Below are 16,985 nucleotides of genomic sequence, written 5' to 3'. Positions count from 1 at the left end.
TTGCCCGCACCCGCACCGTGTTGTGGTTTGGGCGCGGGCAATTCAGCTCCTAGACCTGGCTGAGGCGCAGCAGTTCCCGTGCGGCGTTCTGGGCGTCGCCCAGTGTTCTGGCCGCTCCGTCGAGAGCAGCGCCTGCCTGCGCTGCGATTGCGGTGCCCCATTGGACCGAGGAGAGCTGCAGGCCGAGCACGAAGATTGCACGGTGTGGCACCCCGCGTCCATCAACCATCCGGTATGGCTCGCCCTTTACGTCCAGCCCCTGTCCGGGGATCGGTTCGCCCTGGTCGTTGTGCATGGTGAATGCTGCGGCCAAGCCGTCATCGATCAGTTGTCGCAAGAGCGGCGAGGCCGTCTGCAGCACACGGTTAGCCGGCATCATGGCTTCAACTAGGGTGCGTCCGGTGCAGGCTGGGGCGTCTACCCACGGTGAAGATACCGTAAACATCCCGGTGGGAGCATCGATCGCGAATTCCGGGTCCGGGCCAATAAATTCCACAATGTTGGCCCTGGCCAACGCCGCGAGTTCTTCGATGCGCTGCACCGGAGGACCCGAGGCGAGGCCTTCAACCAACGGTTCAAACCAGCCCTGTACCTCGCCTAATCGCGATTCATCGGAGATGAGCCCCTCGGCAATCATGTCCTTGACGACCATGCGCCCGGCGTTCAGCGTGGCGATGGCCATCTTCAGCGGGTTTTTTTCACCCTCGTGCGAGGAAATGGCATCGTATTCGAGGTACTCCTTGACGGCTTCCTGGTAGTCCCCCGTCGAGGAAAACCCGTTTTGGTCAAAGGGACGCCCTAGCCGCGGAACGTCGAGGAAACCCATCTCCGGAGCATATTTCTCAACGAGATGCCGAGCACTCTGGAGCCAGACCTGCGACCCGGCCTGATGTTCGGCGTCGAGAACCTCGGTGAGGAATTTAACGAATTGTTCCGGCTCGACGTTGAACCGTGAGGGATGACGCAGTGCGGCAAAACGGTAATAGGCCAACAACACATCACGATGCAGCAACGGCCACACGTGGGCGTCAAAGCCCGCCGCGGCTCCGGGGTTCAGCACCCGGGCCTCGGCGATCTTCTGGATGATCAGCTCCGCATCCAGATAGCGCAGGGTAATCGATGCTGGAATGAAGTCCTCGATGCAGGACTTGGCCCGGTACGGGGTTCCGCGGCGCGATGCGGCGACGATGCGTGGTTCGCGGCCCGAGGGCCAATACTCCAACGCCCGGCCCGGCCCGCCATTAACCTGATTGAACTGACCACCGCGCCCCACCGTCAGCGCGGCCATGGCATCAAAGAAATTCAGCCCCAATCCGCGCACCAAGACGGTTTCCCCGGCCGGGATCTTCTCCCACGCAACATCGCCAGGCACGTTGGGGCCCTGGTAGGTTAATCCGGCTTCGGACGCGGCGAGAGCCATGGCCTTTTGCGCCGGGTTCAGGTGTGCAGGAACGTGCCCAACGGCCAAAACCACGGCGTGGGCGTGTAGTGAGAATTTTTCCCCCGACTGCTTCGGGTGCGGACGAGCCGCCGCAACGGGGTGGGCGTAGAGCAGGTAGTCGGCGTCGCCGCGGTGCAAGGCTGTCACCTCGGCGCGTTCGATACGCACTTCCACCACCGCTTCGTGGCTGCGTAGTGCCGACACCGCTGCCTCGAAGACATGGCGCAGGTAGCGGCCGTAGAGGGCCCGGGGTGGGTAGGAGCCTCTTCCCATCGCTGCCAGTTCCTCGGCTTCAACGCTGCTCAGCGCAGCTCCGTCACCACCGAGAGCGCGCCACTGGTCGAAGCTCAGTCCCGGGTCTTCGGCGTGAGTGCGTTCCGGGGCCACTGTCGGGAACCCGGCCGGGGTGTTCATTAGGAAGTGTCGTGACTGCGCAGTGGACCAGACGTGTCCGGCCCCCGGATCATGAACGTCAAAGACCACCACGGTGATCTTGCGTGAGTAATTTTGGGTACGCCGCAGTTCGGACTCCAGACGCTCCAAAGTGGAGGTTCCCCGGGGTCCTGCTCCGACAACTGCTATGACATACGGTTCGCGTCCAGAATTCTGCTTCTCACTCACGGAATCAGCCTAGTCTGCACGGCAGCTGATCGCCGTGCGCTAAGGTCCGAAATACTCCATGTATGCCATGAGAGACTGTGCCCATGAGTTCATCTAATCCTCGTGAATCCGATGCGAACAGCCCCGGCCGGAGCACAACAACAGTCATCAACGCCTCCTCCCCCACCTCGGCATCCGGTGCCCAGGTCACCAATGCCCAAGGCGAGAACACGTCCGAGGATCCCTTCCTCTGGCTAGAGGAGCTGGATTCGCAGCGGGCCATGGATTGGGTGGTGGGACAGAATAATCGCACCGAGGCCGAACTTTTTGACAACGATTTTGAGGTCATCCGGTCCGGAATTCTTGAGGTGCTGGACGCCACCGACAGGATCCCCATGGTGACCAAGCGCGGAGAGCATTATTACAACTTCTGGCGAGATTCCCAGCATCCCAAGGGCCTGTGGCGGCGCACCGGCTGGGAGTCCTACCTTGAAAATGACCCTGTGTGGGAAATTCTGCTGGATATCGATGCCCTGGCCGCGGCAGAGAAAATCGAGTGGGTCTTTTCTGGGGCGCAGATGCTTCGCCCCGCGGCCAACCAGCCCTATGAGCGCGCATTGATTAAGCTGTCTCCCGATGGCGGAGACCAGGTCCGTGTGCGAGAGTTTGACCTGCCCACCTTATCCTTCGTCCCGGGCGGCTTTGACTTGCCGGTGGCCAAAACCAAGGTCTCTTGGGCAGACGCGGACACCTTGCTGGTCGCCACGGACGTGGGTGAAGGATCGCTGACACTTTCGTCGTATGCACGCACCGTCCGCAGACTATCCCGCGGCCAGGATCTTGCGCGGTCTCCAGAGATCTTCGCCATTGACCCCTCCCACGTCTTGGCCTTCGTTTCCCACGATTCAACTCCGGGCTTCGAACGCGATGTCGCACATGACGTCATCGACTTCTACAACTCCAAAACTTTCCTCCGCCGTCACGACGCGTGGGTACCCATCGAGGTGCCCACCGACGTTGGAGTCTCACTGCACCGCGACTGGGTGCTTTTCTCACCGCAGACCCAATGGACCCATGAGGGAACCATCCACATTCCCGGCACACTGCTATTGGCGGACCTTGAAGAGTTCATGGCGGGCACTGCCACCCTGCGAGAGATCTTTGTTCCGAGCGAATCCACATCACTACAATCCATCGATTTCACTGCTAACTACATCCTGCTCAACGTTTTACAGGACGTCGCCTCGCACATCTACATCTGCGATCCGGCGAACGATTTCTCCATACGCCCCCTAGATATTGGCTCCCCCTTACATAGCTTCAGCGCTTCGGCCATCGACGATGAGGACGCGACGGGCGGGGATGACTTCTGGCTGACGCTCACCGGTTTCCTGACCCCGACGACACTGGCCCGCGGAAAGGTCAGCGACAACGATGACGCACCACGAGTCATCAAGAACGCGCCCTCACGGTTCGACGCCGCTGACTTTGAAGTCTCGCAACATTTTGCCGTTTCCGACGACGGAACCCGCGTCCCCTACTTCCAAATCTCCCCACGAGATTTACCGCTCGATGGCAAGAACCCGGTGCTCATGAATGGCTATGGCGGATTCCAGACCAGTCTCACCCCGGGCTACCTTGGTGCTCTGGGTCCCGGCTGGCTGGTGCGGCGCACCGAAACGGGGCGACGCGGTAGTTATGTGGTGGCCAACATTCGTGGTGGTGGTGAGTACGGTCCACGCTGGCACCGCGCAGCATTGCGCGAGAACCGGCACCGCGCCTATGAAGACTTCGCTGCTATTGCCCGAGACCTCATCTCCCGAGGCGTCACCAGACGCGAGCACCTGGCAGCCACCGGGCGCTCGAACGGCGGCCTGCTGATGGGCAACATGATCACCGGTTATCCCGAGCTCTTCGGCGCGATCTCCTGCGGTGTCCCACTCTTGGACATGCGCCGCTATACCCGTCTGGCCGCGGGGCATTCGTGGATCGCGGAATATGGTGATCCGGAGGTGCCAGAGGATTGGGAATTTGTGAAGACGTTTTCGCCCTATCACCGCCTGGATGACGCTCTCCCCGAAGGTGTCGATTACCCGGCCTCATTGATTTGGAGTGCCACGAGCGATGACCGGGTTGGTCCGGTCCAGGCTCGCAAGATGGCTGCAAAGATGATGAGCAAGGGCGCGACGGACGTCCGTTACCACGAGTCCCTCGACGGCGGTCATGCCGGGGCCAGTGACAACAAGGCGTCCGCCACCATGTTGGCCACCAGCTACGAGTTCCTCTGGCGGCACATCAGCTCCTAATCCTGCATCTGCTGCTAGGCACCGGCGAACCTCCAATCTAGCCCGGGGAGGTACCGCCGGTGCGCGCCAGTAACCGCGGGCTCAGCTCTACAACATTGGGTAATCGCTGGAGTTCTTCCGCGTTGATGGAGATTCCTTGATTCTTCAAGATCTCACTGAGGTATGCCCAGTAGCCGTTGACGGCTTGCTCATTGGTTTCATTGCCCCATGGTTCATCCGGTCCCACCACGCTCAAAGCGGATTCCCGCAGCTCTTCGTGAGTGGTGCTCTCCCAGCTTCCGTTCGTTCCCCAGCCGCGATCATCCAGCAGCACGATTCGTTCTCCGTCTGTCAGCACCAGTTCAAGCCGTGCGCTGACAGAAATTTGCTCTTGCGGAGTCGCGTTGTCGTCAATATCGGCGCTGGTGACCAGGCTGCTGGCGGTTCTCATGTCCCGAATGCTACCTCTGAGAGGGGTAGCAGGCCGTAATAATCCGCGTACTTCCGGGGTTTCTCTTCACCATGGATACGTCGTTTTGTGTGGCGCGCCAGCTTTGGGTAGTCTAGGGGAGCTGGAAACAGCAGAATGGACACGTGCCAGAGCGGCCGAATGGGCTTCACTGCTAATGAAGTGTCGGGGTTAAACTCGACCGGGAGTTCAAATCTCCCCGTGTCCGCTGAAAGACCCCTACTTCGGTAGGGGTTTTTTCGTTTTAATATCCAGTTCACTCGCTTCGATTATCGAGCAGCCACGGAGTGAACGAAAAGGACCGCATGTCCCTGCCCCTAACGGGTCAAGAACACACGGTCACTTAGCTACGTTGTTCGGCGTTGTTCCGCCGGAGTCTACTTCTCTCCGTCACCAAAGGCATTGAGCAGGGTGCGCACCATTTCATCGGGCAGGCCGGTATGCCGGGCAACGATGCTGGTGGCTTCATCAAGCTCCCCCAGACGCAAATGGTCAAGTAGCTCCGAGCGTTCCGGCTCCCCCAGATCGTTGATGCTAAATTTCACGGCACCATCGGGGCCCTGGCCCTCAAAGCTGAAATCGGCGATATTGGCGGTTGGTGCCTGCCCGCCACCTAGCGGCGAAGCAACAAGCATCCGAAAAATTTCCTCTTCGGCCAGGCCCGAGTGCTTGGCGATGAGTGACGCGGCACCATGCAGATCCTCATCGCGAACCAACGAAAGAAACTGGTCATATTCGGCCGGAGGAAGGTCTTCACTCGCGAATTCCTGCTCTTGCCCGTCAACCAGATAGGAAACCTTGAACTGCGTTGAGCTGCGTTCGGCGCTAGAGCCAAATTCGTCGGCCCATTCGCTCGGGACCATCCAGGGATCCTCGGACTTCCCCGCGTCTTCCGAGGTATTCGCTAGGGGCTGGGAAAGCACCTCTTCAGCTGGGGCAGAATCGCCGATCGGCAGGGGGATCCCGGCAACAGTACTTGGTGCTTGCGGCTTTGCCGCCTCCGGCTCCACAGCCTGATCAGCCTCGCGTTCGGCGGCAAGCTGTTGAGCGATGGTCGGTCCGGTGTTTGGCGCCTTGCGAACCTGCGGGAAGCGTTCCAAGCTTCGCACGGCAATAATGCTGGCCTTGTAGCCTTCACCGGTCATGGCCTTGTAGTTTTGCACCGCGGCCATGAAGTCACCCTGGGCTAGGGACTTGTATACGGCGCGATGCGCATCGGCCGTCAGTCGCGTATTGGCAAGCTCGGCGGATTCTTGGGTGATCGCGGCCGAAACCTCGGCAGAGTTTTTGACACGCAGCTTCTTCAGTCCCAGCCACGCTAGTCCGAGAATGAGCAGCGGGACGAGGACCCAAAGCAGTATTTCCATGTATCTAGCCTACGGCCACACGGGAGCTAGTGCGGAACTTTCGGACCGATGCGTTACTTGGATCAAGGCATACCGGGGTTCAGCGGCCCTTGGTATTTACCGTGCAAGTATCTCCGACATCATCTAGGTCAACGGGCAGGAGGGGCACAGTGAGTCGTCGGAGCGGAAGGGCCGTGTCGCCACCCATTTTCGGGTTACAACACGGCCCACTTTTCGAAATTTTCGCCACTTCTTTGTGGATTCTGCTGCGAGTTGGAAACGGACTAGACGACCAACGGCACGGCGTAAATTTCATCGGCTAGGTGGCCGGCCCGCTCGTGAACCCGCTGAACGGCCTCGGCAGAGGGACCCTCCGAGAGACAGAAAACCTTCCCGCTCACCGGATCTGCCCATGCCTTTTTGAATTCAACGTTTTCCTCGCCCTGGATGGCAAGATCAGCCGCGTGAGCGGCCGTCAGATCGGCTGCAGATAGTCCCTGCATGTGGTTGTGTACATCCATGAATTCAGCCATTGCTACACTTCCTTGAATTGTGCTGAACGCACTCATGACCCTGCGTTCACCTCATCTTAGGAGTTGCGGCGACATAAGAAAATACTAGGAACCATCGGTAAAAGCACGGATAACTGATGGTGGATCGGTGACGGGTCAGCCAGCTACACCCAACACAAATGGAAGCACTCCGGGGGCACCTGCAACACGCAGGATGCGAGCGACCTCGGTCAACGTCCACCGACTATCTGCCAGGTCATCGAGCAGCAGGATCGGACCCGGTGCATCCGCCAGCTTTGCGGCCATCTCTGCGGGGACAACAAACTGGTCCCAGACCGCAGCTAAGCGGAAGGCCGAGTTACCACCCGAACCACCGCGCGGACCATGGTCCCGATATTCAAGCTGTCCAAGGTAGGGAAGGCGACCGATGGTCGAAATACCTTGGGCGAAGGACCCCACCAATTGCGGGCGAGTGCGCGAAGGCATGGACACCACCGCGACGGGTCGGGTGGACCACTTCCACTCGCTGAGCACCTTCACACAGGCATCCAACATGGCCGGTGAGATGGGCGCATCAGGCTCATCCGAATTCTCCAGCAAGGCACGCAAACGTCCACCCCAACCAAGGTCGGTCAGGCGGGCCAACGCGCGGCCGTCCTCGGCCTGAAACTCGGGCTTGATCTTGCCCTTGAGCTGCACCCCAAGCTTTTCCATACCACCGGGGTACATCCGGCGCGCTTCCAGCAGCGCCCCCACGCGCCCCAACGCCGTCTGGGCGGAGTCCTTGGCGACCTGTTGAATCTCGTCGCTGAACCAGACCCCGGCGCAGTTATCGCAGCGCCCACAAGGTGCCGCCGCCGGATCGTCCAGTGCTTTGGACAAAAATTCCATGCGGCAGGTTTTCAGGTGTTCGTAGTCCAGCATGGAATTCTGCTCCGCGACACGGGCTGCGGCAACTCGGGTGTAGCGCTCGGCATCGTAGTACCACTGAGCGCCGGAGCGGATCCAGCCGCCCGAGACCCGTTCCACCGCCCCATCAACCGCCAATACCTTCAGCAGCAGCTCGAGCGGGGTGCGCTTGATATTGACCCGAGATTCGAGCGCAGGCACCGACAGCGGTCCCTGCGTGGCGCCAAGTTCTTGCAGGACGGCATGCGCCTTCTGCTCGTCCGGCATGGAGCTGGTGGCGAAGTAACGCCAGATCTCCCGGTCTTCCGGGCCAGGCAACAGCAGCACATCGGCGTTGATGCTGCCACGACCGGCACGGCCCACCTGCTGGTAGTACGCCACCGGGGAGCTCGGCGCTCCAACGTGGATGACAAAGCCGAGGTCAGGTTTGTCAAAGCCCATGCCCAATGCGCTGGTGGCAACAAGGGCCTTGACCTCATTGTTTTTCAACGCGATTTCGGCGCGGTGCCGTTCCTCGGTGTCGGTGCGCCCCGAGTAGGCGAGCACCTTGTGCCCGGCCTCGGCCAACAGCCGAGTGATGTCTTCTGCCGCAGAGACGGTCAGCGTGTAAATGATGCCCGACCCGTGGAAATCGTTCAGGTGCGTGAGCAGCCAGGCAAATTGCGACCGCGGTGAAGGCAAACGCAATACACCCAGGCGCAGGGAATCGCGGGCCAGCGCACCGCGCAGCGTGAAGACGTCCGCGCCGCCCACGGCCAGCTGTTCGCGCACATCCTGAACCACGCGCTCGTTGGCTGTCGCGGTGGTGGCCAGTACCGGAACGGTGCCCGGCAGCGCGTTGATGAGGTCCTTGATACGGCGGTAGTCCGGGCGGAAGTCGTGTCCCCAGTCGGAGATGCAGTGCGCTTCGTCAATCACCAGCAGGCCCATCCGCTCCACCAGAGCCGGCAGTTGGGTGTCGCGGAAGACGGGATTGTTCAACCGTTCCGGGGATACCAACAGCACGTCCAGCTCATCGTTGTCGAGCTTTTGGGCGATGGACGCCCAGTCCAGGGCGTTGGCCGAGTTGATCGCTTCGGCCCGCACCCCGGCACGTGCCGCGGCCGCAACCTGGTCGCGCATCAGCGCCAAGAGCGGAGAAACAATTAATGTGGGTCCCGCGCCGCGAGCACGCAAGAGCAGCGACGCTACGAAGTACACCGCAGATTTTCCCCAGCCGGTGCGTTGCACCACGAGGGCGCGACGACCCCCTGCAACCAGGGCCTCAATCGCTTCGAACTGCCCATCATGGAACTCGGCGTCATCCCGCCCCACCAAGGAGCGCAGAATGGAAGTGGCAGCGGAACGCAGGTCCGCATCGATGCTGGGTGTAAAGGCGTCCATGGCCCCAGTATCCCAGTGTCCACCGACAGTTGTGCGCATCCTGCCGCGTCAGACACCTATGTAACTACTCACCTTCACTGTCTCAAATCCCTGCCCCGACGCGCCAACCGGATAAGCTCAACAGTGTGAATGTGGAAATTGATCTTTCTGAGTCCTTCAAGGCCTATGACGTGCGCGGCATCGTCGGGGCAACCATCACCGCCGAGGCGGTAGAGGCCATTGGCGCAGCATTTGTCGACGTGTTGGGCCTGAGCGGCCAAGACGTTCTGGTTGGCGGTGACATGCGACCATCTTCACCCGAGTTTTCCGCGGCTTTTGCGCGCGGAGCCGCTTACCGTGGTGCGAACCCGAAGATGCTAGGGCTCATTTCCACCGACGAGCTGTACTTCGCGGCTGGTTCGCTGGATTGTGCCGGCGTGGTGTTTACCGCCAGCCACAACCCAGCCGGCTACAACGGCATCAAGATGTCCAAGGCTGGCGCCGTGCCGGTGTCTTCTGACACCGGGCTCTATCAGATCCGCGACCTAGCTCAGAGCTACCTCGATGAAGGTCTGCCGGTATCCACCGAGGCTCCGGAGGGCACCACCACGCAGCTTGATGTTCTGGCCGATTACGCCGCATACCTGCGTTCGCTGGTCGACCTCTCTGACATTCGCCCGCTGAAGGTGGTTGTTGACGCCGGCAATGGCATGGGTGGGCTCACCACCCCCGCGGTGCTGGGTGATGCGATCCTGCCGGGTCTGCCCCTGGAGATCGTTGATCTGTACTTCGAGCTTGATGGCACCTTCCCCAATCACCCGGCTAACCCCCTGGAGCCGGAGAACCTGCGCGATTTGCAGGCTGCCGTCGTTAAGCACGGCGCCGATATTGGCCTGGCCTTTGATGGAGACGCCGATCGCTGTTTCGTGATCGACGAGTTGGGCAACCCCGTTTCCCCCTCCGCCATCACCGCTTTGGTGGCAGTGCGCGAGATCGCTCGCGCCCAGCGGGCCGGGGAACAGACTCCGGTCATCATTCACAACTTAATCACTTCCCGCGCTGTGCCCGAGGCAGTGGTGGCAGCAGGTGGGCGCCCGGTGGTCACCCGCGTGGGGCACTCCTTCATCAAGGCCGTCATGGCCGACGAAGGAGCGGTCTTCGGCGGCGAGCACTCGGCTCACTATTACTTCCGCGACTTCTACAATGCTGACACCGGCATGCTGGCAGCCATGCACGTGCTGGCGGCATTGGGTCACCAGCAGACCGCGCTGAGCGAATTTGCTGCCGAGTACGAACCGTATGTCTCCTCGGGCGAAATCAACTCAGAGGTTCAAGACAAAGCCGGGGCCGTACAGCGGGTGCTAGACACCTACGCCAGCGAACCGGTAGACGTAAGCACCATGGACGGCACCACCGTGACGGCCACGGACGGTTCCTTCTGGTTCAACCTTCGCCCATCCAATACCGAACCCTTCCTCCGCTTTAATGGAGAAGCAGTCGACCGTAAGACCATGGAACTCGTCCGTGACGGAGTTCTGAAGATCGTCAGGAGCAACGCATGAGCACCCCAGAAAACAAGATCACCGAACTCGACGCTGCCGCACAGGTGGAGCTGAACAAGGTCCTAGGCACCGCGCTAGGTGTGGCCCGCGAGCAGCTCGAAGAGCAGGGTGTTTTCCTGCCCTTCGCCATTGCCGTTGAGCCTGCCACCGAGGAAAACGCAGAACCGGAACTGCGGCTGTTGGCCGTTCAGCCCACCGAGGATCTGGATGACCCGGAAGCCGACATCGATGCCGAAGTCATGATGCAGGAGTTGGTGCAGCTCCTGAGCGACCAGCGCGATTCCTTCAACGCCGTGGCCTTCGTTTCGGATGTCACCTTGCTTGATGACGGCAAGGATGCCGTCCACGTTTTGGCCGAGCACCGTGATGGGGCTTCGATTGCCATCGTGCAGCCGTACACCGCGCCGGATCCGGAAACCGGCATCTGGGACTTCTCCGAACCCAGCGCCGAGGGCGGCCAGATTCAAATCTGGGGCTAGTCTCTTCGCTGGTATTTGGCCTGTGGCCCGGAAACGCAGCATGCGTTTCCGGGCCACAGGCCTTTGATTGGCAATGTTGGCCGAGGGCGAACTCTAGGCGGCTGGGCATGAGCTCAGCGCGCGCGGTCCACAGACCTGCGAGAATGGGAAACGTGAAACTCAGCGCCTTTGCCGACGTATGTCTGCGCACCTTGATGTTTCTCGGCTCCCGTCGCGACCAGCAGGTCACCACCAAGGACATTGCCGAGGCGATCGGTGTGCCCTACAACCATGTAGCCAAGGCGATCGTGGAATTGCGCAATCGCGGAGCCCTCGATGTGACCCGCGGACGTTATGGTGGCTCACAAATCACCAGCGTGGGGTTGGAGTTACGAGTGGGCGCACTCATGCGCGATCTGGATGTCCGTGAGGACGTTGTTGAATGCGTTTCCGAGGCAGGGATCCCTTGTCCCTTGCTGGCCACGTGCAAGTTACGTGGTGCTCTGCGCCGGGCGCGCGAGGCGTTCTATGCGGAGTTGGATGCGCTACGTGTCCAAGACCTCACCACGGTTCAGGGAAGCACGTCACTGCCCTTCCCGCTCTTTCCGTAGTTTCTCCAAGACGCGTTTCACCTCACCGTCCTCGAATTTTTGGCTCCGCCCAACGGCGACTCCCCCCCCCCCCCCGGTTTCTAGACGCCCGAGTCTCCCCCGCGCCTCGGTCACGAAGCCACCCGATTTGCATCCGACTTCTACTAACGGTAGAAATGAACTATCAATCTTGCATAACAGATACAAGATAAGAGCCAACCTTCGTCAAGGAGCCACAAGATGCTTTCCGACAAGTCCCGCCCGGTCATCGAAGCCACGCTGCCGATCATTGGCGAGCGGATCTCCCACATCACCCCGAAGTTCTACGACCGGATGTTCGCGGCCCGCCCGGAACTCCTTGACGGACTCTTCTCCCGCGCCAACCAGAAGAACGGTACACAGCAGCAGGCCCTGGCCGGATCCATCGCCGCCTTCGCCACCCACCTGGTCAACAACCCCGGCACCCTGCCCGAGGCCGTGCTCTCCCGCATCGCCCACAAGCACACCTCGCTGGGCATCGTTGAGGAACAGTACGCCATCGTCTACGAGCACCTTTTCGCCGCCATCGTCGAGGACCTCGGCGAGGCCGTGACCCCCGAGGTCGCGGAGGCCTGGTCTGAGGTCTACTGGCTCATGGCCGACGCCTTGATCAAGATCGAAAAGGGCCTCTACAAGCAGCAGGCCAATGACAAAATCTGGACTCACTGGACCCTCGTGGCCAAGGAAGCCGCCGGGACCGGTTCGGTCACCTTCCGCTTCGCACCGGCGGATGACACCCCGGTGACGGTGGCTAAGGCCGGGCAGTTCGTCTCGGTGCGGGTCCCGCTGCCGGACGGACTGCGCCAGTGCCGCCAGTACACCCTCAGCGATTCGGTCACCTCCACGACCGAGCGCGTGATCACCACCAAATTTGACGGCGGCGGCGAGGTTTCCCCGTTCATGCACCAGCACCTGAATGTCGGAGATGTCATTGAGCTCTCCAACCCCTACGGCGATCTGACCATCGACACCACCGGCGCTCCCATCATCTTGGCCACCGCGGGTATCGGTTGCACCCCCAGCGCCTCCGCATTGGCCACCTTGGTAGCCGCCGGCTCGGACCGTCAGGTCCTGGTGCTGCACGCCGAGGCCACCGAGGACGCTTGGGCACTCAAGGAGCAGATGCTCGAGTCGGTCGATTCCCTGCCCAACGCCGAGCTGAAGCTGTGGCTCGAGGACATCAACGCCAAGGCCGAAGGCACCGAAGCCACCGAGGGCTACATGTCCCTGGCCAACCTCGATCTGCCGGCAAATGCCCGCCTGTACCTGTGTGGCCCACTGCCGTTCATGCGCGCCGTCCGCTCGCAGGCGATCGATGCGGGAATTCCTGCCACCAACATCCACTATGAGGTCTTCGGCCCCGACCTGTGGCTTGCTGCTTAACGAGGGATCAGAAACCCAAAAAGTGGGCGGCTACCGATGTTCGGTGGCCGTCCACTTTCTTGGGTAAATAGGGTCATAGCGGTGCAAGATTTACGACTCATGCGCCTTCATGTTCCCTACTGCTGTGTAGTCTGCTCCTGCAACCGCGGGTGTGCGGTGCCCTTTTCTACCCAGGCGCGCACGGTCGCGTTGAAGAGAATCGGGTCCTCGATGTTCCACTGGTGGTGCATTCCGGCCGCGATTCGGAATTGAGCCTGGGGCAGGGCCTTGGCCAGTGCCGGGAAGGACTTTGCCACGAGTTTGGGTTCCTTGCCACCGGCAATCACCAGTGCCGGTCCCTGATAGGCCCCGAGCTTTGAGGGGACGCCGCCCGGATCAACCTCGTCCATGATGGCACGCATATTATCCGCGCGCAGTTGAGTGCCGTGCTCGGTGAACAGTTCCTTTTCATCGGCGACCATACCGTAGGCGCCGGCTTGGAAGCGCCAGTACCATTCACTGCCGAAGAGTCGTAATTGCATGCGGCTCATGGTGCGCATCGAGGCAGAGACCCCGGCCGCCGGCACACCGGAAATGAGCACCGATTCCACGAGTTCCGGGTGCCTTGCTAGGACACGCAGGGCGATGACACCACCCAAGGAAATGCCCACCAAATGGGCGCCTCCGTTGGACACCTCGTCAGCGATGACCGCTGCAACATCGTCGGCGGCACTATCAAGGCCCGCCCAGTCTTCCTGCGACCTCGCTCCGAACCCCGGCAGGTGCGGGGTGAGAACCTCATAGTCACCAAAGGCGCGAACCTGCGGATCCCAGCTCCAGTTCGCCACGTTTCCGCCGTGGAGGAAGACAATCGTTTGCGCTCGTTTTCCGTCCTTGCGGGCCCGCGTCGGCGCATGGAATTCGGGGTATCCACCGGGATCACGTGCAGTCTTGGCCTCAACTGAGGCGCCGGCTGTGCCCGTGGCCGGCACGGCTGGGCTGTGGGACGCGGCTGGTACCTGCGTCTCGGCGGGCCTGGATTGCTTGGGCGACTTAATGGGTCTCGCCTGCTTTGGATGTGGCGAGCGCTTTTCCTTGGCACCAGCACCGCTGTATGCCGCGCTCTCCTTGATGGGCGCCTGTTGGCCGGGAACCGCCGACGCGGGCCTTTCCCCGCTCTGGCCCACCGCTGCGGGATCTTCGGGGCGAGTCTCGGTGTGGGCCTTACTTTCCTTGGGCACCCGCTTCGGATTAGTCACCTTCGGAGCTCGGGCTGACTTGCCCGACTTCGACTCTGGAGGCTGGGCATCTGGCTGATCCGGCTCGATCGGGTCAACAAATTCTTCGTCGGTTCCCGCATCATTGCCCGACATGTTTTCGTTCTGGCTCATGGCAGGTACTCCGCGACGGCATCAAGCCATTCAAGTTCCGCCTCGGCATGGCGGATGCCGTTGTCGAGGGTTGCCGCCATCAGGAAACTGCGGCGGTCAGCTGCTGCTCGCATATCAATGTCCTCACGCTGGGAGAGGTAGTCGTCGAGTACTTCTTGTGTTGCACCGCGGCGGGACTGGATCAATTCCAACACCTCTTCGCGGTCCAGTTCCGCGGCGAAAAACACGCGGGCCAGAAAAGGTTCACGCGGGGTGTGCGCAGTAACGTCGCCGCCCAGCCACTCCACCAGCGCTTGGCGCCCGGTTTCGGTGATGTGGTGTTCTTGGCGATCCGGGTAGTTGTCCTGGGCGATGGTGGTGACGGTGGCGTGCCCATCCTTCACCAGCTGCGACAGGGTGCGATAGATCTGGGCCTTGTCGGCATTCCAGAAATGATTGATTGACGAGTCGAAGTGCTTCTTCAACTCGTACCCTGTCATCGGTGACAAACTCAAGAGCCCGAGGATCAAACGCGCAAGAATCATGCTTTCATCCTGACACATCCACTAGAGGATTGTTCCAGCAGCCACGCGTTAAACCTCCGACGCCGTCGCGGCCACTCCGCCCTGAACGCTGGTGATGAGGCTGTCCTTTGAATCGATGCAGGGCATAAAGACAGGGCCCCGTCAGCACTTCCTTCGTATTCCCGAATTCGGGTGAGGGTGGTGATGACGGAGCCCTTAAACTGTCTACCGTTCGCGTTGGGAGGGTATTAGGCGCCCAAGCGCTCCTTCAGACCGTCAAGCTCGCCGCGTAGCGATACGGGCAGTGCCTCGCCGAACTTGGCGTACCACTCCTCGATGCTGGCCAGTTCGGTGTCCCATTCGTCCTTGTCCACGGCCACAGCCGCTTCAACTTCGGCGGGGGTCATATCCAGTCCGGTCAGGTCAATCGATTCGCCGGTCGGCACGAATCCGATCGGGGTCTCCACTGCGTCTGCCTTGCCCTCGATGCGATCGATGGCCCACTTCAGCACGCGGGAGTTGTCCCCGAATCCGGGCCAAGCGAAGCCGCCTTCGGCATTACGTCGGAACCAGTTGACCAAGAAGATCTTGGGCAGGCGTTCCGGGTTGGCCTTGGACTCGATCGAATCCCAGTGGTTGAGGTAGTCACCGGCGTTGTAGCCAATGAACGGAAGCATGGCCATCGGGTCGCGGCGAACCACGCCAACGGCACCGGCTGCTGCTGCAGTGGTTTCGGAGGACAGGGTGGAACCCATGAAGATGCCGTTGGTCCAGCTACGTGCCTGAGTCACCAAAGGAATGGTGGTCTTGCGGCGTCCGCCGAAGAGAATCGCGTGGATCTCTACGCCATCCGGGCTGTAGTACTCCTGGGCCAGCATGTCGACCTGGGAGATCGGCGTGCAGAAGCGCGAGTTCGGGTGCGCGGCGGGGCGGCCCGAGTCCGGGGTCCAGTCATTGCCCAACCAGTCGGTCAGGTGTGCCGGAGCTTCATCCGTCATGCCTTCCCACCACACGCCACCTTCATCGGTGAGTGCCACGTTGGTGAAGATCGAGTTGCCCTTGGTGATGGCGCGCATGGCGTTGGGGTTAGTGGACCAGCCGGTGCCCGGTGCGACGCCGAAGAGGCCGTATTCCGGGTTAACGCCGCGAAGCTCGCCTTCCTTGCCGATGCGCATCCAGTTGATGTCATCGCCCAGGGTCTCGGCCTTCCAACCATCAATGGTCGGATCCAAGAGAGCCAGGTTGGTCTTGCCACAGGCCGACGGGAAGGCCGCTGCCACGTTGTAGCTCTTGCCTTCCGGGTTGGTGAGCTTAAGGATAAGCATGTGCTCGGCCAGCCAGCCCTCGTCGCGAGCCATCACCGAGGCGATGCGCAGTGCGTAGCACTTCTTGCCCAACAGTGCGTTTCCGCCGTAGCCCGAGCCGTAGGACCAGATGGAGCGCTCCTCGGGGAAGTGAACAATCCACTTCTCCGCGTTGCACGGCCATGCAACATCCTCCTGGCCGTCAGCCAGTGGGGCGCCAACGGAGTGCAGTGCCGGAACGAAGAACGCGTCTTCGGTTTCCATCTTGCGCAACACGTCATTGCCGATGCGAGCCATAATGCGCATGGAGGTGACCACGTAGGCGGAGTCGGTAAGCTCCACGCCGTACTGCGGCGCCTCGGCGTCAAGTGGTCCCATAACAAACGGGATGACGTACATGGTGCGACCACGCATGGCACCGTCGAAGATCCCGGTGAGCATGGACTTCATCTTGACTGGTTCTTCCCAGTTATTAGTGAAGCCTGCATCCTTCTTGTCCACGGAGCAGATGAAGGTACGCTCCTCAACACGGGCCACATCTTTGGGGTCCGAGAAGGCAGCGAAGGAATTCGGGAACGTAGGATCCGTGAGCTTCTGCAGCGTGCCGGAGCTAACCAGCTCGGCGGTGAGGCGATCGTTCTCCTCCTGCGAGCCGTCTACCCAATAGACATGGTCAGGCTTCGTCAGTTCCGCGACTTCCTGCACCCAAGCGGCTAGCTTTGCGTGCGTGGTCGGTGCTGCATCGATGACCTTCTGGTCCGAGCTCTCGCTCATGTCCATTCCCTCCATTGGGCTGAATTTGCAATATGTCGATGCTACGGGGGCCACGGTCGCGGCCTCCTGTGATCCAGA

At 61.0% G+C, this 16,985-nt stretch carries 13 protein-coding genes and 1 tRNA gene; 6 read left to right on the top strand and 8 right to left on the bottom strand.

Going from position 1 to position 16,985, the window contains the following annotated elements; translation table 11 throughout:
* Positions 1-49: 49 nt before the first annotated feature.
* Positions 50-2,062 carry an FAD/NAD(P)-binding protein gene (locus tag KUF55_RS02055; RefSeq protein ID WP_218817854.1) on the bottom strand — a complete coding sequence of 671 codons (2,013 nt, stop codon included), beginning with the start codon at positions 2,060-2,062 and terminating at the stop codon, positions 50-52.
* Between the two features lie 83 nt (positions 2,063-2,145).
* On the opposite strand from KUF55_RS02055, the gene KUF55_RS02050 reads away from it, so the two are divergent.
* Entirely contained in the window at positions 2,146-4,347 is a 2,202-nt protein-coding gene (locus KUF55_RS02050; RefSeq protein ID WP_218817853.1) for a prolyl oligopeptidase family protein, read from the top strand.
* 37 nt (positions 4,348-4,384) lie between these two features.
* Here the strand turns inward: KUF55_RS02050 and KUF55_RS02045 are convergent, their stop codons facing one another.
* A complete protein-coding gene (locus KUF55_RS02045; RefSeq protein ID WP_218817852.1) occupies positions 4,385-4,777 on the bottom strand; it encodes a hypothetical protein in 393 nt (130 codons plus the stop codon).
* A gap of 137 nt (positions 4,778-4,914) precedes the next feature.
* On the opposite strand from KUF55_RS02045, the gene KUF55_RS02040 reads away from it, so the two are divergent.
* Positions 4,915-5,003, top strand: a tRNA-Ser gene (locus KUF55_RS02040).
* Between the two features lie 169 nt (positions 5,004-5,172).
* On the opposite strand, the gene KUF55_RS02035 is transcribed toward KUF55_RS02040, so the two are convergent.
* The 3 genes from KUF55_RS02035 to KUF55_RS02025 all read right to left on the bottom strand — a co-directional run bounded on the left by KUF55_RS02035 (position 5,173) and on the right by KUF55_RS02025 (position 8,945).
* Positions 5,173-6,162 carry a hypothetical protein gene (locus KUF55_RS02035; RefSeq protein ID WP_218817851.1) on the bottom strand — a complete coding sequence of 330 codons (990 nt, stop codon included), beginning with the start codon at positions 6,160-6,162 and terminating at the stop codon, positions 5,173-5,175.
* 263 nt (positions 6,163-6,425) lie between these two features.
* Positions 6,426-6,674 carry an SCO4226 family nickel-binding protein gene (locus KUF55_RS02030; RefSeq protein ID WP_132365203.1) on the bottom strand — a complete coding sequence of 83 codons (249 nt, stop codon included), beginning with the start codon at positions 6,672-6,674 and terminating at the stop codon, positions 6,426-6,428.
* 135 nt (positions 6,675-6,809) lie between these two features.
* Positions 6,810-8,945 carry an ATP-dependent DNA helicase RecQ gene (locus KUF55_RS02025; protein WP_132365204.1) on the bottom strand — a complete coding sequence of 712 codons (2,136 nt, stop codon included), beginning with the start codon at positions 8,943-8,945 and terminating at the stop codon, positions 6,810-6,812.
* 125 nt (positions 8,946-9,070) lie between these two features.
* Between KUF55_RS02025 and KUF55_RS02020 the strand changes: the two genes are divergently transcribed.
* From KUF55_RS02020 to KUF55_RS02005, 4 genes are all read left to right on the top strand, one after another.
* Complete coding sequence (locus KUF55_RS02020) at positions 9,071-10,486, top strand: phosphomannomutase/phosphoglucomutase (protein ID WP_132365205.1); 1,416 nt, start codon at positions 9,071-9,073, stop codon at positions 10,484-10,486.
* A complete protein-coding gene (locus KUF55_RS02015) occupies positions 10,483-10,965 on the top strand; it encodes a hypothetical protein (RefSeq protein ID WP_218817850.1) in 483 nt (160 codons plus the stop codon). The genes KUF55_RS02020 and KUF55_RS02015 overlap by 4 nt, the downstream gene beginning before the upstream one ends.
* A gap of 143 nt (positions 10,966-11,108) precedes the next feature.
* Positions 11,109-11,555: an Rrf2 family transcriptional regulator gene (locus KUF55_RS02010; RefSeq protein WP_218817849.1), complete on the top strand. Its 447-nt coding sequence runs from the start codon at positions 11,109-11,111 to the stop codon at positions 11,553-11,555.
* Between the two features lie 219 nt (positions 11,556-11,774).
* Complete coding sequence (locus KUF55_RS02005; RefSeq protein WP_218817848.1) at positions 11,775-12,956, top strand: globin domain-containing protein; 1,182 nt, start codon at positions 11,775-11,777, stop codon at positions 12,954-12,956.
* A gap of 116 nt (positions 12,957-13,072) precedes the next feature.
* Here the strand turns inward: KUF55_RS02005 and KUF55_RS02000 are convergent, their stop codons facing one another.
* The 3 genes from KUF55_RS02000 to KUF55_RS01990 all read right to left on the bottom strand — a co-directional run bounded on the left by KUF55_RS02000 (position 13,073) and on the right by KUF55_RS01990 (position 16,907).
* Positions 13,073-14,326: an alpha/beta fold hydrolase gene (locus KUF55_RS02000; RefSeq protein WP_218817847.1), complete on the bottom strand. Its 1,254-nt coding sequence runs from the start codon at positions 14,324-14,326 to the stop codon at positions 13,073-13,075.
* A complete protein-coding gene (locus KUF55_RS01995; protein WP_132365210.1) occupies positions 14,323-14,850 on the bottom strand; it encodes a PadR family transcriptional regulator in 528 nt (175 codons plus the stop codon). Before KUF55_RS01995 ends, KUF55_RS02000 begins: the two co-directional genes overlap by 4 nt.
* Before the next feature lie 227 nt (positions 14,851-15,077).
* Positions 15,078-16,907 carry a phosphoenolpyruvate carboxykinase (GTP) gene (locus KUF55_RS01990; RefSeq protein ID WP_218817846.1) on the bottom strand — a complete coding sequence of 610 codons (1,830 nt, stop codon included), beginning with the start codon at positions 16,905-16,907 and terminating at the stop codon, positions 15,078-15,080.
* Positions 16,908-16,985 lie beyond the last annotated feature (78 nt).

The sequence above is a fragment of the Paeniglutamicibacter sp. Y32M11 genome (genome assembly GCF_019285735.1).
Lineage (GTDB): Bacteria > Actinomycetota > Actinomycetes > Actinomycetales > Micrococcaceae > Paeniglutamicibacter.
This window is presented reverse-complemented; position numbering and strand designations above follow the sequence as displayed.

Excerpts from the sequence above, each read along its gene's own strand:
- KUF55_RS02050 (WP_218817853.1), top strand. The coding sequence starts at position 2,146 with ATGAGTTCATCTAATCCTCGTGAATCCGATGCGAACAGCCCCGGCCGG.
- KUF55_RS02045 (WP_218817852.1), bottom strand. The coding sequence starts at position 4,777 with ATGAGAACCGCCAGCAGCCTGGTCACCAGCGCCGATATTGACGACAAC.
- KUF55_RS02035 (WP_218817851.1), bottom strand. The coding sequence starts at position 6,162 with ATGGAAATACTGCTTTGGGTCCTCGTCCCGCTGCTCATTCTCGGACTA.
- KUF55_RS02030 (WP_132365203.1), bottom strand. The coding sequence starts at position 6,674 with ATGGCTGAATTCATGGATGTACACAACCACATGCAGGGACTATCTGCA.
- KUF55_RS02025 (WP_132365204.1), bottom strand. The coding sequence starts at position 8,945 with ATGGACGCCTTTACACCCAGCATCGATGCGGACCTGCGTTCCGCTGCC.
- KUF55_RS02015 (WP_218817850.1), top strand. The coding sequence starts at position 10,483 with ATGAGCACCCCAGAAAACAAGATCACCGAACTCGACGCTGCCGCACAG.
- KUF55_RS02010 (WP_218817849.1), top strand. The coding sequence starts at position 11,109 with ATGGGAAACGTGAAACTCAGCGCCTTTGCCGACGTATGTCTGCGCACC.
- KUF55_RS02005 (WP_218817848.1), top strand. The coding sequence starts at position 11,775 with ATGCTTTCCGACAAGTCCCGCCCGGTCATCGAAGCCACGCTGCCGATC.
- KUF55_RS02000 (WP_218817847.1), bottom strand. The coding sequence starts at position 14,326 with ATGAGCCAGAACGAAAACATGTCGGGCAATGATGCGGGAACCGACGAA.
- KUF55_RS01995 (WP_132365210.1), bottom strand. The coding sequence starts at position 14,850 with ATGATTCTTGCGCGTTTGATCCTCGGGCTCTTGAGTTTGTCACCGATG.
- KUF55_RS01990 (WP_218817846.1), bottom strand. The coding sequence starts at position 16,907 with ATGAGCGAGAGCTCGGACCAGAAGGTCATCGATGCAGCACCGACCACG.